This is a genomic window from Altererythrobacter sp. CAU 1644 (genome assembly GCF_029623755.1).
In the GTDB taxonomy this organism is placed as follows: domain Bacteria; phylum Pseudomonadota; class Alphaproteobacteria; order Sphingomonadales; family Sphingomonadaceae; genus Erythrobacter; species Erythrobacter arenosus.
Genome location: NZ_CP121106.1, coordinates 2,490,032 through 2,513,058 on the forward strand (window position 1 = coordinate 2,490,032; position 23,027 = coordinate 2,513,058).

The 23,027-nt window shown below is 62.9% G+C and carries 28 protein-coding genes; 19 read left to right on the forward strand and 9 right to left on the reverse strand.

Annotated elements, in window-relative coordinates; translation table 11 throughout:
- Positions 1 to 26 precede the first annotated feature (26 nt).
- Genes P7228_RS12385 through rplS form a run of 6 tightly spaced genes read left to right on the forward strand, consistent with a single transcriptional unit; the run spans position 27 to position 3,291 of the window.
- Positions 27 to 356 carry an ArsR/SmtB family transcription factor gene (locus P7228_RS12385; protein ID WP_278015547.1) on the forward strand — a complete coding sequence of 110 codons (330 nt, stop codon included), beginning with the start codon at positions 27 to 29 and terminating at the stop codon, positions 354 to 356.
- The gene (locus P7228_RS12390; RefSeq protein WP_278015548.1) at positions 353 to 844 is read left to right on the forward strand and encodes an SRPBCC family protein; all 492 of its coding nucleotides are present in this window, start codon (positions 353 to 355) and stop codon (positions 842 to 844) included. The genes P7228_RS12385 and P7228_RS12390 overlap by 4 nt, the downstream gene beginning before the upstream one ends.
- Before the next feature lie 53 nt (positions 845 to 897).
- Entirely contained in the window at positions 898 to 1,854 is a 957-nt protein-coding gene (locus tag P7228_RS12395) for a carbon-nitrogen hydrolase family protein (RefSeq protein WP_278015549.1), read from the forward strand.
- A complete protein-coding gene (locus P7228_RS12400; RefSeq protein ID WP_278015550.1) occupies positions 1,844 to 2,134 on the forward strand; it encodes a hypothetical protein in 291 nt (96 codons plus the stop codon). The genes P7228_RS12395 and P7228_RS12400 overlap by 11 nt, the downstream gene beginning before the upstream one ends.
- A gap of 39 nt (positions 2,135 to 2,173) precedes the next feature.
- A complete protein-coding gene (gene trmD / locus P7228_RS12405) occupies positions 2,174 to 2,914 on the forward strand; it encodes a tRNA (guanosine(37)-N1)-methyltransferase TrmD (protein WP_278015551.1) in 741 nt (246 codons plus the stop codon).
- Positions 2,915 to 2,919: 5 nt separating this feature from the next.
- On the forward strand, positions 2,920 to 3,291 hold the full coding sequence (gene rplS, locus P7228_RS12410; RefSeq protein WP_061924589.1) for a 50S ribosomal protein L19: 372 nt from the start codon (positions 2,920 to 2,922) through the stop codon (positions 3,289 to 3,291).
- Between the two features lie 64 nt (positions 3,292 to 3,355).
- On the opposite strand, the gene P7228_RS12415 is transcribed toward rplS, so the two are convergent.
- Positions 3,356 to 4,249, reverse strand: coding sequence for an alpha/beta fold hydrolase (locus P7228_RS12415; RefSeq protein ID WP_278015552.1), 894 nt, complete (start codon positions 4,247 to 4,249; stop codon positions 3,356 to 3,358).
- Between the two features lie 91 nt (positions 4,250 to 4,340).
- Here P7228_RS12415 and P7228_RS12420 point away from each other — a divergent pair, with 91 nt between their 5' ends.
- Positions 4,341 to 5,366: an aspartate-semialdehyde dehydrogenase gene (locus tag P7228_RS12420; RefSeq protein WP_278015553.1), complete on the forward strand. Its 1,026-nt coding sequence runs from the start codon at positions 4,341 to 4,343 to the stop codon at positions 5,364 to 5,366.
- Between the two features lie 2 nt (positions 5,367 to 5,368).
- Entirely contained in the window at positions 5,369 to 6,151 is a 783-nt protein-coding gene (locus P7228_RS12425) for an arginine deiminase family protein (RefSeq protein WP_278015554.1), read from the forward strand.
- A gap of 27 nt (positions 6,152 to 6,178) precedes the next feature.
- Here the strand turns inward: P7228_RS12425 and P7228_RS12430 are convergent, their stop codons facing one another.
- Positions 6,179 to 6,628: a GFA family protein gene (locus P7228_RS12430; RefSeq protein WP_488350063.1), complete on the reverse strand. Its 450-nt coding sequence runs from the start codon at positions 6,626 to 6,628 to the stop codon at positions 6,179 to 6,181.
- A 62-nt stretch (positions 6,629 to 6,690) separates the two neighbouring features.
- Between P7228_RS12430 and P7228_RS12435 the strand changes: the two genes are divergently transcribed.
- The 8 genes from P7228_RS12435 to P7228_RS12470 all read left to right on the forward strand — a co-directional run bounded on the left by P7228_RS12435 (position 6,691) and on the right by P7228_RS12470 (position 13,827).
- Complete coding sequence (locus P7228_RS12435; RefSeq protein WP_278015556.1) at positions 6,691 to 7,338, forward strand: 2-hydroxychromene-2-carboxylate isomerase; 648 nt, start codon at positions 6,691 to 6,693, stop codon at positions 7,336 to 7,338.
- A complete protein-coding gene (locus tag P7228_RS12440) occupies positions 7,335 to 7,784 on the forward strand; it encodes a GFA family protein (protein ID WP_278015557.1) in 450 nt (149 codons plus the stop codon). The genes P7228_RS12435 and P7228_RS12440 overlap by 4 nt, the downstream gene beginning before the upstream one ends.
- Positions 7,781 to 8,545, forward strand: a complete 765-nt coding sequence (locus P7228_RS12445) for an alpha/beta fold hydrolase (RefSeq protein ID WP_430732473.1) — start codon at positions 7,781 to 7,783, stop codon at positions 8,543 to 8,545. Before P7228_RS12440 ends, P7228_RS12445 begins: the two co-directional genes overlap by 4 nt.
- A gap of 139 nt (positions 8,546 to 8,684) precedes the next feature.
- Complete coding sequence (locus P7228_RS12450) at positions 8,685 to 10,559, forward strand: M2 family metallopeptidase (RefSeq protein ID WP_278015558.1); 1,875 nt, start codon at positions 8,685 to 8,687, stop codon at positions 10,557 to 10,559.
- Between the two features lie 4 nt (positions 10,560 to 10,563).
- Positions 10,564 to 11,577, forward strand: coding sequence for a YncE family protein (locus P7228_RS12455; RefSeq protein ID WP_278015559.1), 1,014 nt, complete (start codon positions 10,564 to 10,566; stop codon positions 11,575 to 11,577).
- Positions 11,574 to 12,035 (forward strand): ATP-dependent zinc protease family protein, encoded by a 462-nt coding sequence (locus P7228_RS12460; protein ID WP_278015560.1) that lies wholly within the window; start codon positions 11,574 to 11,576, stop codon positions 12,033 to 12,035. Before P7228_RS12455 ends, P7228_RS12460 begins: the two co-directional genes overlap by 4 nt.
- Positions 12,032 to 12,937, forward strand: coding sequence for a 30S ribosomal protein S6--L-glutamate ligase (gene rimK / locus P7228_RS12465; RefSeq protein ID WP_278015561.1), 906 nt, complete (start codon positions 12,032 to 12,034; stop codon positions 12,935 to 12,937). The genes P7228_RS12460 and rimK overlap by 4 nt, the downstream gene beginning before the upstream one ends.
- A gap of 71 nt (positions 12,938 to 13,008) precedes the next feature.
- Entirely contained in the window at positions 13,009 to 13,827 is an 819-nt protein-coding gene (locus tag P7228_RS12470) for an SIMPL domain-containing protein (RefSeq protein ID WP_278015562.1), read from the forward strand.
- Here P7228_RS12470 and P7228_RS12475 read toward each other — a convergent pair.
- From P7228_RS12475 to rpsF, 5 genes are all read right to left on the reverse strand, one after another.
- Positions 13,775 to 14,545 (reverse strand): SDR family NAD(P)-dependent oxidoreductase, encoded by a 771-nt coding sequence (locus P7228_RS12475; RefSeq protein WP_278015563.1) that lies wholly within the window; start codon positions 14,543 to 14,545, stop codon positions 13,775 to 13,777. The genes P7228_RS12470 and P7228_RS12475 overlap by 53 nt on opposite strands.
- On the reverse strand, positions 14,542 to 15,981 hold the full coding sequence (locus P7228_RS12480; protein WP_278015564.1) for an AMP nucleosidase: 1,440 nt from the start codon (positions 15,979 to 15,981) through the stop codon (positions 14,542 to 14,544). Before P7228_RS12480 ends, P7228_RS12475 begins: the two co-directional genes overlap by 4 nt.
- A gap of 121 nt (positions 15,982 to 16,102) precedes the next feature.
- Positions 16,103 to 16,741 carry a 50S ribosomal protein L9 gene (rplI, locus tag P7228_RS12485; RefSeq protein ID WP_278015565.1) on the reverse strand — a complete coding sequence of 213 codons (639 nt, stop codon included), beginning with the start codon at positions 16,739 to 16,741 and terminating at the stop codon, positions 16,103 to 16,105.
- Between the two features lie 13 nt (positions 16,742 to 16,754).
- A complete protein-coding gene (gene rpsR, locus P7228_RS12490; protein ID WP_278015566.1) occupies positions 16,755 to 16,979 on the reverse strand; it encodes a 30S ribosomal protein S18 in 225 nt (74 codons plus the stop codon).
- Positions 16,979 to 17,344, reverse strand: a complete 366-nt coding sequence (gene rpsF / locus P7228_RS12495; protein WP_278015567.1) for a 30S ribosomal protein S6 — start codon at positions 17,342 to 17,344, stop codon at positions 16,979 to 16,981. The genes rpsR and rpsF overlap by 1 nt, the downstream gene beginning before the upstream one ends.
- Before the next feature lie 216 nt (positions 17,345 to 17,560).
- On the opposite strand from rpsF, the gene P7228_RS12500 reads away from it, so the two are divergent.
- Positions 17,561 to 18,517 (forward strand): DUF808 domain-containing protein, encoded by a 957-nt coding sequence (locus P7228_RS12500; protein WP_278015568.1) that lies wholly within the window; start codon positions 17,561 to 17,563, stop codon positions 18,515 to 18,517.
- On the forward strand, positions 18,518 to 19,171 hold the full coding sequence (locus P7228_RS12505; protein WP_278015569.1) for a glutathione S-transferase family protein: 654 nt from the start codon (positions 18,518 to 18,520) through the stop codon (positions 19,169 to 19,171). It abuts the gene before it with no gap.
- On the opposite strand, the gene P7228_RS12510 is transcribed toward P7228_RS12505, so the two are convergent.
- Positions 19,168 to 20,694, reverse strand: a complete 1,527-nt coding sequence (locus tag P7228_RS12510; RefSeq protein ID WP_278015570.1) for a class I adenylate-forming enzyme family protein — start codon at positions 20,692 to 20,694, stop codon at positions 19,168 to 19,170. The two genes, P7228_RS12505 and P7228_RS12510, sit on opposite strands and share 4 nt — an antisense overlap.
- Before the next feature lie 10 nt (positions 20,695 to 20,704).
- On the reverse strand, positions 20,705 to 22,141 hold the full coding sequence (locus tag P7228_RS12515) for a glutamate ligase domain-containing protein (protein ID WP_278015571.1): 1,437 nt from the start codon (positions 22,139 to 22,141) through the stop codon (positions 20,705 to 20,707).
- A 53-nt stretch (positions 22,142 to 22,194) separates the two neighbouring features.
- Between P7228_RS12515 and P7228_RS12520 the strand changes: the two genes are divergently transcribed.
- Positions 22,195 to 23,025, forward strand: coding sequence for an LD-carboxypeptidase (locus P7228_RS12520; protein ID WP_278015572.1), 831 nt, complete (start codon positions 22,195 to 22,197; stop codon positions 23,023 to 23,025).
- Positions 23,026 to 23,027: the final 2 nt, after the last annotated feature.

Here is a 23,027-nt window from a genome sequence, read left to right on the forward strand (position 1 = left end):
CCATCTAGGAATATAACTTATCGGTAATGAACGACTCGCTCGACCTAGCCTTTGCTGCGCTCGCCGATCCCACGCGTCGTGCGATCCTCGCCAGGCTAGGCGAGGGCGAAGCAAGCGTGGCGGAACTGGCCGAGCCTTTCGACCTCAGCCAGCCGGCGATCTCCAAGCATCTCAAGGTGTTGGAGAATGCAGGATTTATCGAAACCTCGCGGGTGGGGCAGTCCCGGCCGCGACGATTGCGCCCTGCCGGGCTCGAGGCGCCGCAACGCTGCATCGAGCAGCTCGCCTCATACTGGCCGGACCGCTTCGATCGGCTCGCGCAATTTCTCGCCCAAGCTAAGGAGAATGGCCAATGAGCGACATTCCGGTGTTTACCATTACGCGAGTATTCGAAGCGCCGCGCGCGGTCGTGTTCGACGCGTGGGCGGATCCGGAGAAAATGGTGCAATGGTCTGGCCCTCCGGGGGCAAAGCTCACGACCCTGTCGGGCAGCATTACCGAGGGCTCGGCTATGCACACCCGCTCGGACCACCCGCAGATGGGGACCACCTATACCCTCGCCCTGTGGCGCGAAGTTCGCCCGCATTCGCGGATCGTTTGGGAACAGAGCTTTGCAGACGAAACAGGTGGCAAGGTGCTTCCTTCCTTCTTCAAGGCGTGGCCCTTGACCTTGTTGACCGAGGTCGATTTTGAGGATGCCGGCATGAACACGCGGGTCACCCTGCGCTGGACCCCGATCGAGGGTTCGGAGGAGGACTTTGCCGAATTCGCTCGGATGATGTCCTCGATGAATCAGGGCTGGGGCGGCAGCTTCGATGAGCTGGAGAAATTCCTTCGCGATTGAGAGTTTCGCAGGCCGGGATGGCATTGCGCCGCCAGCCGCGCTAACCGCCGATCATGTCCACGCTTCAAGTCGCCATCTGCCAGGCTGCACCAATCCCGCTCGCGATCGGCGACGGAATCGACAAGGCCGTGCGGCTGGCCCGCGAGGCGGTCGAGGGTGGGGCGCAGGTCGTGGCGTTCGGCGAAACCTTTCTCGGCGGCTATCCGTTGTGGCTCGACGAGGCTCCGGGTGCCGCCTTGTGGGACCATCCCGGTACGCGCGCGCTCCATGCCATTCTGCTCGAACAGGCAGTGATCGAAGGCGACGAGCGCTTCGACCCGCTGCAGGAGCTGTGCGACCAGACCGGCGCGCTGGTGAGTATCGGCACGCATGAGCGTATCCGCCGCAGCCTCTACAATACGCAATTCGTGTTTCGGCCCAATGCCCAGCCGCTGCCGCACCGCAAGCTGGTCCCGACGCATGGCGAGCGGCTGATTTGGATGCGCGGCGATGGCTCGACGCTCAACGTGCACGAGGCCGAATGGGGCAATCTCGGCCATCTGATCTGCTGGGAGCACTGGATGCCGCTGGCGCGCGCAGCGATGCACAATCTGGGCGAGGCGGTGCATGTGTGTGCGTGGCCCACGGTGCGCGAGCAGTACGCCATCGCCAGCCGCCATTATGCGATGGAGGGGCGCTGCTTCGTGCTGGCCGCAGGGCTGGTGCAGGCGAAGGAGGACCTGTTTGACGGGTTGGTACGCGTGGGCGGGAATGCGGAGGCGAAAGCGCTCATCGAAGCCATCGAAAGCGAGCAACTCAACCGCGGCGGCTCGATGATTATCGCCCCCGATGCGCGGGTGGTCGCGCAGGCGGGCGAGGGCGAGGAGATGTTGTTCGCAGAGCTCGATCTGCCTGAGGTCGATGAAGGTTTGGCCTCACTCGATACCGATGGTCACTACTCGAGACCGGATGTTTTCGACCTGTCGGTTGACGTGCGCCCGAAAGACGGAGTGAAATGGAATGCTGATTGAAAGCCCGCTGGCACTGATCGCTGTCTGTACGACAGGCGGGGCCGTGCTGAATCTGGCAATGATGAAAGTCTCTCGCGAGATCAAAGCGGGCTACCGGCACTTGCTGGCCGGCGCTGCGCCAACAGCCGCTTCGCTCGCCGCCATGATCGGGACCAACGACAGTGTAGTGGCGAATGGCTCGGACTTGATGACCTTGGGTGCTTCGCTGGTCGGAGGACTTGCGGCGGCCATTGGAGCAACGAAGTTCGTTACGCCCCAGCAAAGGCTTCGCCACCGCTGAACGCTGGCGATTGTTGGCAAAGCGCACTAGGGCGCTGCCATGACCTTCGCCGCCACCATCCTCACACTCTACCCGGAGATGTTTCCCGGGCCCTTGCGGCTGTCGCTTGCCGGGCGTGCGCTGGAGGAGCAGCGCTGGTCGCTCGACACCATCCAGATCCGCGATTTCTCGCAGGACAAACACCGCACGGTCGATGACACGCCGGCCGGCGGCGGGGCTGGCATGGTGCTCAAGGCCGATGTGCTCGCGGCGGCGGTCGATCATGCCCGGATGCTGCAACCCAAGACCCCGATCCTGGCCATGACCCCGCGCGGGAAACCGATCACGCAACAGCGCATTCGGGAGCTTGCCGCGGGGCCGGGGGTGACCATCCTGTGCGGCCGGTTCGAGGGTTTCGACGAGCGGCTGTTCGAGGCGCGTCCGGAGATCGAGCAGGTCAGCCTCGCCGACGTGGTCCTCTCGGGCGGAGAGCCTGCCGCGCTGGCCATACTTGACGCTTGCATTCGCCTGCTTCCCGGCGTAATGGGCGCGCCCGACAGCGGAGCCGAAGAATCCTTCGAAGAAGGACTGCTCGAATATCCGCAATATACCCGACCTCAGGAATGGGAAGGGCGCACGATCCCTGAAGTGCTGCGATCGGGGGATCATGCGAAGATCGCTGCTTGGCGCAAGGCAAGGAGCGAAGAAGACACTCGGTTACGCAGGCCGGATTTATGGGAACGCCATGGTGGCGATCCGGTCCAGCCTGCCTCTGGCGCGCAGCGAGAAGAAGAAGGATAGGTTCGATGAACCTCATTCAGCAGCTCGAAGCGGAAGCGATCGAGAACCTCGGGAAGGACATTCCCGAATTCCGCGCCGGTGACACCGTGCGCGTCGGCGTGAAGGTTGTCGAAGGCACCCGTGAGCGCGTCCAGAATTTCGAAGGCGTTGTCATTGCCCGCTCGAACCGCGGCATGGGCAGCAACTTCACCGTGCGCAAGATGAGCTTCGGTGAAGGCGTGGAACGCGTGTTCCCGCTGTACTCGCCGATCGTCGACAGCATCACCGTGGTTCGCCGTGGTGTCGTGCGTCGTGCCAAGCTCTACTACCTGCGTGGCCGCACCGGTAAGCGTGCGCGCATCGCGGAACGCAAGGTCAATGTGAAGACCGACGCATAAGCGACCCGGTTTTCTCATACGAGACAAGCGAGGGCGGTTCCTGCGGGAGCCGCCCTTTCTCGTTCTAGGCCGCAGTGGCGGTTTCCGCCCGCAGCCATTCAAGCGCCTTGGTGGCGACTTGATCCGCAGCTTCTACCTGCGGGTAGTGGCCGACATGCGGCAACAGGTGGTGGCGTGCCTCGGGCACCACTTCGCGCCAACGGCGGTAGAGATGCTCGCCCGACACCGGATCGAGCGCCCCGTCGATCAGCCCGATCCTGTCCTGGTTAGCCTCCACCGCATGTTGCCAACGCTGCTTGTGGGTCTGCCGGTCGATCATATAGCGCAGCAGCTTGTGCTGGATACGATGCCCGCCATTGTGCCGGATGAGTTCCCAGAATTCATCCAGCTCGCGATTGCTTGGCTGGGTATCCGGTCCGAACACCTCGGAGAAGGCCTTTCCGAAGCTGTTGCGGTTCATAATCCAGCCAAGCACGAAGCCAATCGGCGAGATGCCGAGTTTCTGGATCGGGCGCGGACGGTGGAAGTCGGGGAATATCCCGCCGTTGAGAAACACCATCTGCCCTAGGCCGCTTGCGCCAGAACCCTCCGTTTGCCGTGCGAGCAATTCCTGCCCGACAGATACCCCGTAGTCGTGCACCAGCGCATCCCAATCGCTGATGCCAAGATGCGCGAGGAGCGCCTCGTGCAGATCCGTTTGGTGCAGCAGCGAATAGCCTTTGCCATCCAGCCCGTTCCTTGGTTTGTCTGAGAGGCCGAAGCCGAGCATGTCGCAAGCGATCAGGCGGTGGAATTCGCCAAGAGCTTCCCACACCGGCACCCAGTCCCATGCGCTTGTCGGGAATCCATGCACCAGCAGCAAAGGCTTGCCGGATCCGCCGGTCCAATAGGCAATCTGCTGGCCCTTGAAGTCGAAATAGTTCGCGTCCTTGCGCCACTTCGCGATATCGGCGTGCATAGCTTTTCCCCTTGCCAAGGCAGGCTAGCCGAGGCAGCGGGGCGTTCAAGCAAGTTCGGGCAGGCAAGCTCAGGCATTCGGAGAAGTTGAATTGGGCTATCGTGTAGCCGTGGTTGGTGCGACCGGTAACGTCGGTCGCGAAATGATGGCGATCCTCGCCGAGCGTGAGTTTCCGTGCGACGAGGTCGCGGCGGTGGCGTCTTCGGGTTCGACCGGGACCGAGGTCGAATTCGGCGACACCGGCAAGATGCTCAAGTGCAAGAACATCGAGCATTTCGATTGGGCAGGCTGGGATATCGCGCTATTTGCGGCTGGTTCCGGACCGGCCAAGGAATATGCCCCCAAGGCGGCGGCCGCCGGCTGTGTGGTGATCGACAACAGCTCGCTCTTCCGCATGGATCCGGATGTGCCGCTGATCGTGCCCGAGGTGAACCCGGACGCGATCGACGATTACAAGAAGCGCAACATCATCGCCAATCCCAACTGCTCGACCGCGCAGCTGGTGGTCGCGCTCAAGCCGCTCCACGATGCGGCAACGATCAAGCGCGTCGTCGTCTCGACCTACCAGTCGGTCTCGGGCGCCGGCAAGGCGGGCATGGACGAACTGTTCGAACAGAGCCGGGCGATCTTCGTCGGCGACCAGGTCGAACCTGCCAAGTTTACCAAGCAGATCGCCTTCAACGTCATCCCGCATATCGATGTGTTCATGGATGACGGCTCGACCAAGGAAGAGTGGAAGATGGTGGTTGAGACGAAGAAGATCCTCGATCCCAAGATCAAGCTCAACGCCACCTGCGTGCGCGTGCCGGTGTTCGTGGGCCACTCCGAAGCGGTCAATATCGAGTTCGAGAACGAGCTCGGCGCTGATAAGGCGATGGAGATCTTGCGCGAGGCTCCGGGCGTGATGCTCGTCGACAAGCGCGAGGATGGCGGATACGTCACCCCGGTCGAATGCGCGGGCGACAGCGCGACCTACGTCAGCCGCGTGCGCGAGGATCCGACGGTCGAAAACGGACTGACCCTGTGGTGCGTGAGCGACAATCTGCGCAAGGGCGCGGCGCTCAACGCGGTGCAGATCGCCGAACTGCTGGGCCGCAAGCACCTCAAAAAGGGTTGAGCTTGGGCTTTTTCGATTTCACCAACGCGCTGCTGCGGAAACCGGCAACATCGGTGACCGATGGCCTGCGCGACGGTGATCACGACGGGCCGGCCTATGATGACGTAGCGCGCGAGCATGCGGCCTATGCCGGGGCGCTGCGTGAACTTGGGCTCGAGGTCGAGGTGCTGCCGCCGCTCGAATCCTTTCCCGATTCGATCTTTGTCGAGGACCCGGCGCTGGTGTTTGGCGAGGGCGCTATCCTGCTCAATCCCGGCGCGCCGACGCGGGCGGGCGAGGTGGCGGAGATCGCGCCCGAGCTCGAGCGGCGCTTCGAGCGCGTACTGACGCTTGCCGAAGGGCATGTCGACGGTGGAGATATCCTCACCACGCCCGACGAAGTGCTGATTGGCCTCTCCGCGCGCACCGACGCGGACGGAGCGAAGGCGCTCATCGCTGCGCTCGCCGTGCTGGGCCTTAGCGGCAGGGTGGTGACCACGCCGCCCGGCGTGCTCCATTTCAAGACCGGCTGCGGGCTGATCGACGAGGAAACCGTCGCAGTGATCGCCGAACTCGACGATCAAGAGATGTTCGGATCGCTGCGCCGCGTGGTGATTCCCGCCAATGAAGCGGCGGCCGCGAACCTTCTCCGGGTCCGCGGCACGGTCTTGATCGGCGAGGGCTTCCCCAAAGCGCGCGAACTGGTCGAGGCGCTGGGTGTTAAAACCCAGGCGCTGCCGGTCTCCGAAATCGGCAAGATCGACGCCGGCCTCTCCTGCATGTCGCTTCGCTGGCAGGCTGCCTGACGAGCATTACACGGCGGGGCGGCCGCGCTAGTCGCCTCCGCCAAACATGGCAAAGACTTGCTCGCCAGTGAGGTCCTGCGTTTCTTCGGCGAACGAATAATAGTGCGGCTTCTCGTCGATGAAGACCTGCCGCTTGAATGTCAGCGCATCATCGGCCGGGAAGATCCCTACCGGAACGATCGTCTGGCCGGTCTGCTTGATCCGATAGAACAGATGCGTGCCGCAATTGCTGCAGAAGCCGCGCTCAGCCCATGGCGATGAATCGTATACGCTGATCGAATCCTGGCCCGTGAATTCGACGAACGTCCCGCAATCCACCTCGATGAACGGGCCGCCGCTCCAGCCCCGGCACATCGAGCAATGGCACGCGCCCACTTCATTGCTCGCCTCCAGCGCTTCGAGCTTCACTGCTCCGCAAAGGCATTGTCCGGTTCGCTTGCTTGTCGACAACCTGTCCTCCTGCAAAATGATTGGCATCCGAGCGTCCGTTATCGGACTGCAGCTTGCGCTTGTCGACGGGCTTATGGAATATGCAGCGCATGACCCTGACCGCAGACCTCTATTTCAGCTTCCGTTCGCCTTACAGCTATCTCGCCATCGGGCGTTATCGTCGGCTGACCGAAACCAATGACGTCGATATCGCCTTGCGGCCGGTCTATCCGATCGCCATTCGCGATCCGGACATCCTGTTCACCAATGCGCTGCAAGGCCGGTACATCTTCATCGATGCGGCGCGCTCGGCCCAGATGCTTGGCATTCCCTATCGCTGGCCGCGCCCCGACCCGGTCGTGCAGGACATGATGACGCGCAAGGTGTCCGAGGACCAGCCGTACATCTATCGCCTCACCCGCATGGGCCAGGCGGCGCAGCGGCAGGGCAAAGGGATCGCTCTTGCTGACGAGGTCTCGAAGATCATCTGGTCGGGCGAGGTCGATGACTGGCACGAGGGCGATCATCTGGCAGGCGCGGTGGCGCGCGCAGGTCTCGATCTGGCCGAACTCGATGCAGCGATCGAGGCCGAGGCTGAAGAGCTCGACGCCGAAATATCCACCAACCAGGATGCGCTCGCCGCCGCCGGCCACTGGGGTGTGCCGACACTGGTGTTCGAGGGCGAACCTTTCTTCGGGCAGGACCGGATCGAGATGGCCAAGTGGCGGATGGAGCAGAAGGGGCTGACTGCGCGATGACCGAGGCGATCGAAAAGACCGGCGGCTGCCAGTGCGGCAAGGTGCGCTATCGCGCGACCATCGATCCCGCGCAGGCCTATCTGTGCCACTGCCGCATGTGCCAGCGCGCGACCGGAGGGGTGTCGATCGCTTTCATCGGTCTGCAGAAGGCGGACATCGCCTGGGAATCCGGCCCCGACTGGTATGCAAGCTCGCCGATTGCCAGGCGACCGTTCTGTTCGAATTGCGGCACGCCGCTGGGTTTTGCGTTCAACGACAGCGAGGGGATGGATATCACCGTCGGCAGCCTCGATGAGCCGTACGGCATCGAGCCGCACTGGCACTTCGCTTCCGAAAAGATCCACGAAGCCTGGGTCGACACGTCCAACCTGCCGCGCAAGAAGATCACCGATTACGAGAAGCTCAACCAGATGTGGATCGACGCCACCGGGAGCGTGCCCGAGTGAGCGAGATCACGTCCGAGCGTTTCCGATCGTTTGACGGTACGCAGCTCGCAATTCTTCGAATCGGCTCCGGTCCCCCAGTGGTACTGCTGCACGGCCTGTTCTCCAGCTCCGACATGAACTGGATCAAGTGGGGCCATGCCGCAAAGATCGCCGATGCCGGGTTCGAGGCAATCATGCTCGACTTCCGCGTGCATGGCCAAAGCGAAAGCCCGCGGGATCCGGCGGCCTATCCGCAAAACGTGCTGGTCCGCGATGTGGTCGCGCTGATCGAGCACCTCGGGCTGGCGGAGTACACGCTGGGCGGATTTTCGCTTGGTGCGCGCACATCGCTCCATGCGGTCGCGCATGGCGTGCTCACCCCCGAACGCTTGATCGTCGGCGGGATGGGGACTGCCGGGCTCGGGGAGTGGAACAAGCGCTCGGCGCATTTCAAACGCGTGATCGACGAATTCGACACCATCACCAGCGACGATCCGGCCTATTACTCGCGCCAGTTCCTCAAGTCGCAGGGGGTGGACCGGGTTGCAGCGCGGCTGCTGCTCGATACCATGCCCGATCTCGACCTCGCCATGCTCGAGAATGTCACCATGCCGGTGCTGGTCGTGTGCGGGGAGGAGGACCGTGACAATGGCTCGGCGCAGGAACTCACTGCCCTGCTGCCCGACGCAATCTATGTCGAGACCCCAGGCAACCATCTGATGAGCGCCACAAAGCCCGAAATGGGTGACGAGATCGCCGCGTGGCTCACATCCACGCAGTAGGACTCCAGACGGCTTCTCGGGCGTTACGTTTTCGTCCCGCCGTTCGTCGAATGACTGCCCACCCGGCTTGATTCCCGCGCGCGGCACGTTCAAACCGGTTGCCAACGAAACCAATTGCCATCTTGAGAGGATCGCACTGATGAAATTCGCTAGTTTTGCCCGCGTTCTGGGCACCTCTGCGCTTGCCACTTCGCTCGCCGCTTGCGCCACAACGCCCGCTCCCGATGTCGAGAGCACTGCCGCCATCGAGGCGGGGGAGGTCGATCCCTATCCGCTGACGCCGCAGGGCGCAGCCGACTGGGTGGCGATGGTCGAGAAGGACCTGCTCGGTTTCTCGGAAGAATACGCCCGGGTGCAGTGGATCAATTCAACCTACATCAACTACGACAGCGATTGGCTGGCGTCGAAATACGGTGCCATCTCGACGGAAAAGTCGGTCGCCTACGCCAATGAGGCAGCCAGGTATGCCCGCGTCGCAGGGCTCGATCCCGAGGTGGCGCGCAAGCTCGACATCCTGCGCAACGGGATCGTCATGCCCGCTCCTGTCCGCGACGGGGCTGCCGCCGAACTGGCCGAACTGTCGACCAAGCTCGGCTCCGCCTACGGCAAAGGTCAGGCGACGCTCAACGGCCAGTCGATCCCCGGCGTCGATGCCGAGGCGGAGATGGGCAATCTCGAACGTACGCCCCAGGAATTGTCGGAAATGTGGGTCAGCTGGCACGACAATGTCGGCGCGCCGATGAAGGACGATTATGCGCGCATGATCGCCATCGCCAATGACGGCGCCAAGGAGCTGGGCTTCGCCGATCTCGGCGCAATGTGGCGTTCGAACTACGATATGGACCCCGACCAGTTCGCCGCCGAGACCGAACGCATGTGGCAGGAAGTGAAGCCGCTGTACGTCGCGCTTCACACCTATGTTCGCTCGAAGCTCAACGAGAAGTATGGCGATGCCGTGCAACCTGCCACGGGCCCGATCCGCGCTGACCTGCTCGGCAACATGTGGGCGCAGGAGTGGGGCAATATCTATCCGCTCGTGGCGCCCAAGGGAGCAGGCGACATCGGCTACGATCTGACGGAGCTGATCGTCGAAAAGGGCTATGACGAGCGCGAGATGGTGAAGGTCGGCGAACAGTTCTTCTCGTCGATGGGGTTTGCGCCGCTGCCCGAAACGTTCTGGGAGCGTAGCCAGTTCACCAAGCCGCAGGATCGCGAGGTCGTCTGCCACGCCAGCGCCTGGGATCTCGACAATGTCGACGACCTGCGGATCAAGATGTGCATCAAGCGCAATGCCGACGACTTCAAGGTGATCCACCACGAGCTCGGCCACAACTACTACCAGCGCGCCTACAACCAGCAAGACTATCTACACCTCAACGGCGCCAACGACGGTTTCCACGAGGCGATCGGCGACATGATCTCGCTCTCGATCACGCCTGAGTACCTGGTCCAGATCGACATGCTCGATCGCAAGGACGTGCCGAGCGCCGACAAGGACATCGGCCTGCTGCTGCGCGAGGCGATGGACAAGGTGGCCTTCCTGCCGTTCGGACTGCTGGTCGACCGTTATCGCTGGAGCCTGTTCGACGGATCGGTCGCGCCGACCGACTACAACGAGCAGTGGACCTCGCTGCGTTACCAGTACCAGGGCATCGTCCCGCCGGTGCCGCGCGGCCCCGACGCTTTCGATCCGGGTGCGAAGTACCACGTGCCGGGCAACGTCCCCTACACGCGCTATTTCCTCGCGCGGATCCTGCAGTTCCAGTTCTACAAGGCCGCCTGCGACCAGGCCGGTTGGGAAGGGCCGCTCCACCGCTGCAGCTTCTATGGCAATGAGGAAGTCGGCAAGAACCTCAACGCCATGCTCGAGATGGGCGCCAGCAAGCCCTGGCCCGACGCGCTCGAAGCCTTCACTGGCGAGCGGCAGATGAGCGGCAAGGCGATGGTCGAATACTTCGCGCCGCTGATGGATTGGCTCGAAGAGCAGAACCAGGGCAAGCCGCAGGGGTGGTGATGTGATGATCAGGCTGCTTGCCCCCGTTGGCGCATTTTCGCTCCTCGCCTGCAGCCCGGCTGCGATAGGGGAGGACGATGCGCCGGCGGCGGAGGCGCCGCAGCTTGAGGGACAATATCTGTTCGTCGCCAACAAACGCGGCAACAGCCTCTCGAAGATCGATCTTGCCAGCGGTGAAGAGGTGAAGCGCGTCGATAGCTGCGCCAACCCGCACGAGTTGGCGGTGTCCCCCGACGGCCAGCACGTGGCGCTTGCCTGTTACGGAGAGACCAGCGTCGAGATTTTCGCGACCGCTGATCTCTCCCGGGTCAACCGCCTCGACCTTGGGCCTGATGCACGACCGCATGGGATCCACTGGGGTGGAGCTTTGGTGGCAACGGCGGAAGGTAGGCAGTCGATTTTCGTGATCGAGAGCCCGTTGCGGGCGACATCGCAAATGCGCGAGTACAAGACGGGCAAGCGAGGCAGCCACATGGTCGCCGTCGCGCCCGACAACGAGACGGCCTGGACGGTCGATATGGGTTCGGGAACGGTCACGCGCCTTGACCTTCAGACCTTCGGTCCCGCGCGCTCGGTCGAAATCGGAACCGAGCCGGAAGGGATCGATCTGTCGCCCGACGGGGAGACGCTGTGGGTTTCGGCGCGCGGTTCGGACAAGGCGTTCAAGCTCGATCCGGAAACGCTCGAAGTGCAAGGCGAAATCCCGACCGGCCGGTTTCCGCTTCGGCTGGCGATCCGCCCGCAGGGAGATGTGGCTGTCACCTCAAACCTGGCCGACGGATCATTGACGGTGATCGACCTCGCCACTGCGGGAGCCATTCGCACCATTGCGGTTTCGAGTCCGGAACAGGCCGAGGCGCGCATCCAGGTGACGATCCTGTGGTCCGACGATGGCGAGCGGATCTATGCTGCCGAGACGCAAAGCGATACGGTGGCCGAGATCGACTACGTCAGTGGCAAGGTCCTGCGCCGGCTCAAGACCGGCGAGGGCGGCGACGGCATGGCCATCCTCGAATGAGCGAAACGAAGCCGCTCGCGATCGTCGGCTGGCGCGAGATCGTCCATCTGCCCCAACTCGGCCTTGCCAACATCCCGGCCAAGATCGACACCGGCGCGCGCACTTCTTCGCTGCATGGATCGGTGATCGAGGAGTTCGAACGCGAAGGACAGAAATACATCCGGTTTGCGGTCGACTTCCCCCAGCAGAAGGTTCGCCAATTGTGCGAGGCGGTGCATGTCGACATGCGCGGGATAACGAGCTCTAACGGGGAAACGCAAAGACGCTACGTCATCAAGACCCCACTCAAGATCGGCAGCCTCAGTTTCCGTGCGGAAATCAGCCTTGCCGACCGTAGCGACATGAAATTTCCGATGCTAATTGGCCGATCGTCGCTAAGGCGCCGATTTGTTGTCGATTCCGGCCATTCCTGGTTGCAGAGCCCCGGCCGCGACCCCGTCAAAGGACACAAGACATGAAAATCGCCATGTTGGCGCGAAATCCGAATCTGTATTCGCACCGGCGCATGGTCGAGGCAGCGGAGGCGCGGGGCCATACGCTCGATATCCTCAACACGCTGCGCTGCACGGTGAACATCGCCAGCCACCGGCCGACGCTGACCTACAATGGTGCGACATTGGCCGGATATGACGCTGTGATCCCGCGTATCGGTGCGTCGATCACCAACTACGGCCTCGCGGTATTACGCCAGTTCGAGATGGGCGGGGTGTGGCCGCTCAACGAAAGCGTCGCGATCGGCCGCAGCCGCGACAAGCTGCGCAGCATGCAGATCCTGGCCAAGCACGGGCTGGGCCTGCCGCTCACCGCCTATGCCAACGACCCGAAGCAGGCGGAAGAAATCATCAAGGCGGTAAAAGGCCCGCCGGTCGTGATCAAGCTGCTCGAGGGGACGCAGGGCATCGGCGTGGTGCTGGCCGAAACCATGTCCTCCGCCAAGTCGGTGATCGAGGCGTTCCGCGGCGCCAACGTCAACATCCTGGTGCAGGAATTCATCAAGGAAGCGGGCGGCACCGATATCCGTGCGCTGGTGGTCGGCGGCAAGGTGGTCGCCGCCATGCAGCGTACCGGTGCGGCGGACGACTTCCGTTCGAACCTCCACCGCGGCGGCAGCGCTCAGGTGATCAAGATCACCCCGGAAGAACGCTCGACCGCCGTTCGCGCGGCCAACCGCATGGGCCTCAACGTGTGCGGTGTCGACATGCTGCGATCGAACCACGGGCCGGTGATTATGGAGGTCAATTCCTCACCTGGTCTTGAGGGGATCGAAAAGGCCACCGGCAAGGACGTCGCCGGAATGATCATCAAGTTCATCGAGGACAACGCCAAGGCCGGGAAGACCAAGACTAAGGGCAAGGGGTAAAATTTGCCGTTCACGGGAGCTAAAGCTCTGTAACGGCATTGGTTTTGCATTATCAATGCAGGACCTTCACTATGCGCCTAATCCTTGCTGCTTCGCTTTTCACCTTGACTGCGCCCGGCCTTGCCGCGGCCCAGCAGCTCGAACTCGCCCCAAACCAGACTTTGCTGGAAGTGCAGGCGACCGGGGAAGCCTTTGTATCGCCCGACCGCGCGATTCTGAATGGCGGGGTCATCACTTTCGCGACCAGTTCGCGTGAAGCGGTGAATGCCAATGCGGTAGCAATGAACAAGGTCGTCGACGCCCTACGCAAGGCCGGGGTCGACCCGCGTGACATCCAGACCCAGAACCTCTCGCTCAATCCCCAATTCAACTACAGTGGACGTGACGGCCAGCCGCCGGAAATCACCGGTTATCAGGCTACCAACTCGATGTCGGTTACCGTCAGAGATGTACGCAAATCGGCCGAGTTGCTGACGGTCATGTTCGACGCGGGCGCCAACAATGCTTTCGGCCCGAATTTTTCGCTGGCCGATTATGACGCCGCGACTGTCGAAGCACGCGCGGACGCAGTCAAAAAGGCTGGCGAGCAGGCTAAGGCCTATGCGGATGCATTCGGCATGAAGATCGTCAAGGTCCACCGCATCAGCGAGCGCGCAGGTGGATCTTACTACCAGCCGATCATAACCCGGGCCAATCGTATGGCGCCCCCACCGCCTCCTCCGCCATCGCCGGCGGCGGTCATGAATGTTTCTGCCCTCTCAGCAGTCGAGGTGGGCGAGATGCAGCAGAACGTCACGCTATTCGTGGACTATATTCTCGAGCCACGTGGAGGTCGGCTCACGCATTCCGCGCCATCAGCCCGCCGTCCACTGGGATTACCGCGCCGGTGATGTAACTCGCGGCGGGAAGCACCAATGACAGAGTGATGTGCGCGACCTCTTCCGGCTCGCCATAGCGCTTCAGCGCCGTGCGACGCTTGGCGAATACTGTCTTGTGTTCTTCGGGGACTTTGTCGGTCATCGCGGTGCGGATCGGGCCGGGGCAGATGCAGTTCACCGTGATGCCCTCCGGTCCGAGATCGACCGCGAGCCCGCGGGTCAGCCCGGTCACACCGGTCTTGGCGGCCACATAGGGCGTATCGCCTGGTGTCGCGCCGAGCCCCTCGGTCGAGGCGATATTGACGATGCGGGCGGCATCGCTCTTGCGCAGATGGGGCAGGGCAGCGCGCACCATCCGTTGCTGCGCGGTCAGCATGACGGAAAGCGCTCGATCCCACACCTCATCATATCCGTCGTCATCCAACGACCAGAAGCTCGAAACGCCAGCGTTGTTCACGAGAATGTCGATCCCGCCGAAATCCTCGGCGATCCGCGCAACCACGCGCTTGATCGCATCATGGTCCGATACGTCGAGCGCGTAGGCACGCGCGCCATCGCCGCATTCGGCCGCCACCGCCTCGCAGGCCGCCTGATCGAGATCGGTCACGGCGACCTTTGCGCCTTCGGCGGCGAATAGCTTCGCGGTTGCTCGCCCCATTCCGCTTGCAGCTCCGGTGACGATGGCCACGCGGCCAGCGATCGAGCGCGAGCGGTTGGGCGCGCCACTCACCGGAACGGCGGCTCATTGAATGCGCGCAGCTTGCGTGAATGGAGCCGATCGCCTTCGTCGCGCAGCTTCTTGCAGGCCACGATCCCCATCTGGAGGTGGGCCGCGATGGCCTCCTCATAGAACTGGTTGGCCTGGCCCGGCAGCTTGATCTCGCCATGGAGCGGCTTGTCGCTGACGCAGAGCAGCGTGCCATAGGGAACACGGAAGCGATATCCCTGCGCGGCGATGGTCGCGCTCTCCATCTCGATGGCGATGGCGCGGCTCTGCGAGAAGCGCTTGGCGCTGTTCGAGTAGAGCAATTCCCAGTTGCGGTCGTCAGTGGTGACAACCGTGCCGGTACGCATGCGTTGCTTGAGGTTCGCGCCCTGCGTGCCCGAGACCGCCTCGGCCGCGCCGGCCAGCGCCTGCTGGACTTCCGCGATCGGAGGAATGGGAATTTCGGGCGGAAGCACGCTGTCGAGCACGTGGTCGTCGCGCAGATAGGCGTGAGCGAGCACGAAATCGCCGATCCGCTGGCTCGATCGCAAGCCGCCGCAATGTCCGATCATCAGCCAGCTATGGGGGCGCAGCACCGCCAGATGATCGCAGATCGTCTTGGCGTTGGAGGGACCGACGCCGATGTTGACCAGCGTGATGCCGCTCTTGTCGTTGCGCATGAGGTGATAGGCGGGCATCTGGTGCTTGCGCCATGCCGTGTCGGAGAGCTGGTCGCGCGCATTTCCGGTAGTAGCGCGGATATCCAAACCGCCCGCTCCGGTCAGACCGGTATAGCCATCGCTGCCGATCTGCTGCGCCGCCCAATCAACGAATTCATCGACATAGCGGTGATAGTTCGTGAACAGGATGAAGTGTTGGAAGTCTTCGGTCTGGGTGCCGGTGTAGTGCGCGAGGCGAGCCAGCGAATAGTCGGTGCGCAGTCCATCGAAGAGCGACAGCGGCAATTCGTGATCGGGCTCCTCGACCTCGGCACCGTCTGCCAGTTCGTCTCCGATCAGGGCGAGGTCGGTCGAGGGAAAGTGCTTGGCCAGTTCCTGAGGCGCGATACCGACCATGGCAGCGCCTGCTTCGCCGTCCAGCACATAGGGGAAGGGGATTTCCTGGCGCGAAGGCACGACTTCCAGCCGTACGTCGTAATCCTGCATGATCAGCTCGATCTGTTCCTCGAGATAGCCGGAGAACAGTGATGGACGGGTGATGGTGGTCGAGTAGGTCCCCTGCTGCTCGAGCCGGCCGAATGCGCGGCTACGGTCTGAAGGATTGCCTTCGCCTTCGAAATGAAGCCTCAGTTCGGGATAGGCGTAGCTGCCATCGGTGCGCTTGCGCTGCGGAGGGATGGTTCCGTCTTTGGCGTAGGCCATGATATCCTCGCGCAGGGTCGCTACGGCGAGGTCGTATACTCGGGTTATTTCGTCGAAGATTTCGGAAAAGGTCTGCATGACCGGCGTCTAACGCCTTTTCATGACATTTCAACCTCGCGAGCGAGGGAGTCGGCACAAAGAAAAAGGGCGCGACCGCCATGGCCGCGCCCCTTCCTAATTTCCGTTCGGCAATGGCCGATCAGGCGTCGTCGTCGCTCGCCTCGTCGGCAGCAGCGTCTTCGGCGCGCTCTTCAAGCAGTTCGGCGGGGATTTCACCCGGCTCGAGGTTCGGCGCGATGCGGTTGGCTTCGGCCTGTTCCTCGATTTCCTTCTGCTCGTCTTCGAACATCTGCGCGAGAACGTCGACACCCTGGCTCTGCAATTCAGCTTCGTCGTCCGAACGGGCGACGTTGGCCTTGACGGTTACGTGCACCTCGGGGTGGAGGGCAACGGTCACGTCGTGCATGCCGATGGTCTTGATGGGGTGGCCCATCACGATCTGCTTCTTGTCGATAGCGTGGCCCTGGTCATTGAGACCGGCGACGATATCGCGAACGTTGACCGAGCCGTAGAGCTGGCCGGCGTTCGACGAAGCGCGGATCAGGACGATCTCTGCACCGGCAACCTTTTCGCCGAGCTTTTCGGCTTCGCCACGACGTTCGGCGTTTTCCTTTTCGAGGCGGTCGCGGTTGGCTTCGAAAACCTTCTTGTTGGCTTCGTTGGCGCGCAGGGCCTTCTTCTGCGGAAGGAGGAAGTTGCGAGCGTAGCCGTCCTTGACGGTAACGACGTCACCAATGGTGCCGAGCTTCTCGATGCGTTCGAGGAGAATGATATCCATGTCTACTCTCCCCTTACTTCACGACGTAGGGAAGCAGGCCGATCTGGCGGGCACGCTTGATGGCCTTGGCCAGCTCGCGCTGCTTCTTTGCGGAAACTGCGGTGATACGCGACGGCACGATCTTGCCACGCTCGGACATGAATCCCTGCAGCAGACGGACGTCTTTGTAATCGATCTTGGGCGCATTCTTGCCAGCGAACGGGCAGGACTTGCGGCGGCGGAAAAACGGGCGGGCCATCAGTCGCGCTCCTCACGGTCAGAGCGACGCTTACGGTCGCGTTCGTTCTTGCGCATCATCACCGAAGGGCCTTCTTCATGCTCATCCACGCGGATGGTCATGTAGCGGATAACATCTTCGTTGATGCGGGTCTGGCGTTCGAGTTCCTCGACCACCGCGCCGGGGGCGTCGATGTTGAGCATCACGAAATGCGCCTTGCGGTTGCGGTCGATCTTGTAGGCAAGCGACTTGAGACCCCAGGTCTCGGTCTTGGTAACCTTGCCATTGTTAGCTTCGACGATTTCGGTGGCCGTAGCCGCCAGCGCATCGACCTGAGCTTGGCTCAGATCCTGACGCGCGAGAAAGACATGCTCGTAAAGAGCCATCTCGCTTCCTTTCACTTCGGGCCGATCGTTGGCTGATCCTGCAGCGTGCAGGGGCCCCTCCGGCTTTCTTCACACCCCCGTGGCAGCGGTTCCGCCGCAGGGAAGGCGCGCACATAGCGGTTTTGCCGCGGAATGCAAGGCGACTCTTGGGCTTGTTTCGCCGGAACGGTGCGGGCAGGGGTTCGTTGGCAGACAAAGCCCAACAGGAGAAGAAGCTTGCCCGGTGGATTGGTTGCACTGCTCGATGATATTTCCATGATTGCGCGGGTCGCCGCGGCCTCGATCGACGATGTGAGCGTCGCCGCGGGCAAGGCGGGAACCAAGGCAGCGGGGGTGGTGATCGACGATGCGGCGGTGACGCCGAGCTATGTGACCGGCCTCGATCCCTCGCGCGAACTGCCGATCATCTGGAAAATCACCAAGGGCAGCCTGAAGAACAAGCTTCTGATCCTGCTACCGGGCGCGCTCGCGCTTAGCTGGTTCCTGCCACAGGCGATCATTTTCCTGCTGATGCTGGGCGGTGCCTACCTCTCCTACGAAGGGGCGGAAAAGGTGATGGAGAAGCTGGGCGAGCCCAAGCACGGCAAGACGCTGGGCGATGTGATCGAGGACCCGGCGAAGTTCGAGCAGCAGCGCGTCAACGGCGCGATCCGCACCGACCTCATCCTGTCGGCCGAGATCATGGCGATTTCGCTCAACGAAATCGCGACGATAACCGACAGCTTCTGGGTTCGCGCCGCCGCGCTGGCCGCCGTCGGCATTGCCATCACTGTGATCGTCTATGGCGCCGTGGCGTTGATCGTGAAGATGGATGACGTGGGGCTCCACCTCGCCGAGCGGGAAAACGGTTTCGCCAAGAAGTTCGGCGCCTTCCTGCTTCACCTGATGCCGCGCCTGCTGGTGGCGCTGTCGTTCATCGGGACCATTGCCATGCTGTGGGTCGGCGGAGGCATCATTCTCCACGGTCTCGAAGAACTGGGGCTGCATGCGCCGGCCGAACTGGCGCACGGCCTCCAGCATGCAGTTGAGGAAGCGACCGGCGCGCTGTCGGGCATCCTCGGCTGGCTCACCTATGCTGGGCTTTCAGCCATATTCGGCCTGGTGCTGGGCGCGATCATCGTCTTCGTGCTGCACCATGTCTTCAAGTTCGACCCGCATGCCGAGGCGCACTGAGTGACCGCCACGCCGGTCCTCTACACCTGCGCGCGCTCGCGCGGTCTGCGTGCGACCTGGGCGGCCGAAGAAGCGGGCGTCAACATCGATCTGAAGGTTCTGCCGTTCCCGCCGCGTTATCTCGTGCCCGAGTACAAGGAGATCAATCCGCTCGGGACGATACCCATGCTAATCGATGGCGAAGCCAGGATGACCGAGAGCTGCGCGATCGCGCACTACCTGGCGTCCAAGGACGGGCCGTCCCCTTTGGTTGTCGCCCCGGGCGAGCCGGATTACGCCGCCTATTGCGACTTTACCTATCACGCCGACGCCACCATCACCTTTCCGCAGACCGTGTTCATGCGGTTCGTGCTGTTTGAAAAGGACAAGGGGCTCGAGGAAGCCGGGCATGCCTATGCCAAGTGGTTCTGGAAACGCCTGGTGAAGCTCGAGCAGCGGCTCGAGACTCGCGAATTTCTGTGCGCCGACCGCTTTACCGTGGCGGACATCTGCTGCGGCTATGCATTGGTGCTGTCCGAAAATGTCGGGCTGGATGAAGGCGTGCCAGATAGCCTCAAGGTCTATCGCGAGCGGCTCAAGGGGCGCGACGCCTTCAAACGCGCGGTAGCGCGCGAAGAAGCCGGGCTAAAGGCGCTGGAGGAAGCTGGTCGTTAGGCTGCCTGGTCGGGCGTGACCGGGCGTTGCGACAATTCCAGTCGCTGCAACTTGCCGAGCATGTCGCGCGGAAGCTGGTCGACAAATTCGATGTAGCGGGGCCGCTTGTACCCGGCGATCTGGCTCTTGAAGCGCGCGGTGATTTCCTCGCGGGTCAGCTCCATCCCCGGTTTGAGCACCACGAAGGCCTTCACCGCTTCGCCCCATTGCGCGTCGCGAACTCCGCAGCATCCGGCATCGGCCACTTCGGGCATCTGCGCGAACACTGCGTCGACCTCGGCCGGATAGACATTCTCGCCGCCGGTCTTGATCAGCTCCTTGGCGCGGCCGAGCAGGTAGACCAGACCCTTCTCGTCCATGGTGCCGAGGTCGCCGCTGCGCAGCCAGCCGTGCCCTAAAGCCGCTTCGGTCGCTTCCTCATTGCGCCAGTAACCGAGCATGACCGTGGGGCCGCGCATGCAGATTTCGCCTTCCTCACCGGGGGCAAGCCGGTTTCCTTCGGGATCGAGAATGGCGAATTCGACATGCGGCATCGCCCAGCCGATCGAGCGCGGGTGCGCGCACATGTCGGGGTAATCGATCGCCGTCGCGAAACCGCAGATCTCGGTCTGCCCGTATCCGCCAACGACACGCGCATCCCACTCCTGCTCGATGAACTCGTACAAGGGTACAAACCCCGGTCCGGCGCCGCCGGTGTAATCGGTGAGCGGCATGACGCCCTCGCGCACCGGCTCCAATGCGCGCCAGGGCAGCAGGATCTGCGGGAACGCGCTGGTAGTGGTGCATTGTTCGCGGTGGAGCAGGTCGAGCATGGCTGCCGCGTCATCATCGCGACCTGCAAATATCATCGTGCCGCCGCATGCCACCATCGCGGCGATTTGCTGCATGCCCACCACATGGAACAGCGGATTGACCGAGAGCAGGCGTTCCCGTTGCGTCCACCCGCGCCGCGTACACATGCCCAGTGCCGAGGTCGCAACCGCGCTGCCCGCCTGCAGGCACCCCTTGGGCCGCCCGGTCGTGCCGCTGGTGTACATCATGTAGAGCGGGCGCTCGGGAGCGAGCTTTGGGGCGTCTTGCGGCGGCTGGGCGACCAAAACAATCGCCTCGAACGCGCCTTCAGGATCGTGCCCCTCATCGACCAGCACTGTTTCGCCGGGCTCGCTTTCGCCGAGCAGCGCTTCGAAGCGGGGGTTGGCAAAGGTCAGTCTCGGCTCGGCATTGCCCATGATCCAGCCGATTTCGCCGGGCGCGAGGCGCCAGTTGAGCAGCACCGCAATCGCGCCGATGCGCCCGCATGCAAGCAGAGTGGTGACGAAGGGCGCGCCGTCGGTGAGCAGCAGCGCGACCCGGTCACCGGGTGCGATGCCTTTGGTGAGCAGCCAGCGCGCGAGGTTTTCGACGCGCGCATCGAGTTCGCCCCATGTCAGGCGCTGGGCGCCATCCACGCTCGCTTCTCGCTCAGCCAGCCGCAGCGCATTGGCGCGCAGCATGGTGTCGAGGGAGAAATCGCGTGAGTGCATGGATCACGGCTTAGCCGCGTGCGGAGATTTGCTCCAATATCGATTTTGCGAAGGCGGTCAGCGTGTCGTCGCGGGCGCCCATCACCACGATCCGGTCGCCGGGCTGCGCCACTTCGACCATACGCGCGCCGCAATCCTCGCGCGCCGGGATATGCTCGGCCTTGCCGCCATGCTCCTCGATCATCGCGATGATCCGTTCGGTGCCTTCGCTGCGATCGACCGTTCCGCCGAAGTAGACCGGGTCGCACATCACCGTGATATCGTCGGCATCGAGTTCGCGCGCGAAGGTCTCGGCCAGTTCGTGCCCCATCTGCTTGAGCGGGCCGTAGCCATGTGGCTGGAAGAACGCGATCACGCGCCCTGGCGTACTCTTGAGCGTGCGCAGGGTCGCGGCGCATTTCTCGGGATTGTGGCCGAAATCGTCGATCACGGTCACGCCATCGGGCGAAGTGCCGATGATATCGAAACGGCGCGCGAGGCCCGCAAAACTCGCGAGCGCCTCGACGGCCAGCGCCACCGGCACGCCGGCGCTGGCTGCCCCAGAGATCGCAGCCAGCGCATTCGATAGATTGTGGCGCCCCGGCATGCCGAGCACCAGCGCGTGTTCACTGCCATCGTGGCGATCGATCACGGCTGCGGCCTGGCGGATCGGCCCATTGGCGATGCTGCCCGCGACGATCCCGATCTGGGCCTTTTCCTGTTCGATGCCGAAGGTCACGACCTCCTTGGCGCGCGGCAGCAGCGCGAGCGCCTCGCCGTCGTCGGCGTTGATTGCGGCAATGCGGCTGCGCTTGAGATAGTCGCCGAACAGCACGCGTAGTTCTTCCATGCTCTTGTGATCGAGGCTGACGTTGAGCAGCACGCCGACCGCAGGACGGTAGAGCGCGATCGAGCCGTCGCTTTCATCGACTTCGCTGACATAGATGCTGCGGCCGCCCACGACTGCGCTGGCATAAGGCCGCTCCGGCGTGACGAAGTTCTTCATCACCGCGCCGTTCATTATCGTCGGTTCGCGTCCGGCATAATGCATGATCCAACCGAGCATGGCGGTGACGGTGGACTTGCCGCTCGTCCCGGCGACCGCGAGGCCCGCGCCGCTGGTGTTGAAAAGGATCGAATTGAGTTCGGCGCGCGTGAGCTTGAGATTGCCCAGTTCCTTGGCGCGCACCATCTCGGGCACGGTGTCCTCCACCGCGGCGGAGGCAACCAGGATCTGCTCCTGCGAGGCGATGCCGCTGCCATCCTGCGGGTGCAGCACATAACCCTGCCGTTCCAGCGAGGTGAATTTCTCGGGCGTGCGGCCCTGGTCGAAGCTGCGATCCGATCCCGAAATCTCGACGCCGCGACCCTTGAGGATCTGCGCCAGCGGCAACATGCCCGAACCGCCGATCCCGCAAAAGAAGAACGGTCGGGTTAGCAATTCGTCATAGGTGGGGAATTCACTCATGCGCGCTCGGTATTGAGTTGTGCTGTGGCGCGCAAGGCGGCTAGTGAGCACATATGACACGGATTGCCGTATGCGCCCCCGCGACGCCGATTACGCGCGAGCATGCCGAAGCTGCCGAGCGATTGGTGGCGGACGAATTTCCCGAGCATACGATCTTTTTCCACGATCAGTGTTTCAGGAGCGCGGGCCATTTTGCCGGTACCGATCTCCAGCGGCTCGAAGCGCTGGTCGAGCTGGCCAACAACCCCGATTATGACGCCGTATGGTTCGCCAAGGGCGGCTATGGCTCGAACCGGATCGCCGAGGCGGCAATCTCGCGCATGAACGCGGCGGCGCGGGCCAAGACCTATGTCGGCTTTTCCGACATGGGTTATCTGCTTGCGGCGCTCTATCGCAACGGGATCGGCCAGCCGGTCCACGGATCGATGCCCGTGAGCGCGCGCAGCGAACGCGGGCGCGAGGCGGTGCGCCGGGTGCTGCGCTGGTTCTCGGGCGATGGCAGCGGATTGGAACCGAGCCTCGATGGCAAGACCCCGGCTGTGGCCTTCAACCTCATCACGCTGGCGATGATCACCAACACGCCGCTGATGCCCGACCTCTCGGGGCATATCGTGATGGTCGAGGAGGTCAGCGAGCATGACTATTCGGTCGACCGGCTGTTCTTCCATCTCGCCAATACGCTTCCCCGGATTGCCGGGCTGCGGCTGGGATCGGTGACCGATGTACCAGAGAACGATCGCGAGTTCGGCCAATCGGTCGAAGCGATCGCCAAGTTCTGGTGCAACCGAGCCGGATTTCCCTATCTCGGTCGCGCCGAAATCGGGCATACCGCTGCCAACAGGATCGTACCCTTCGGCCTTGCCAGCCCTTCGACCGCTGGCTAACC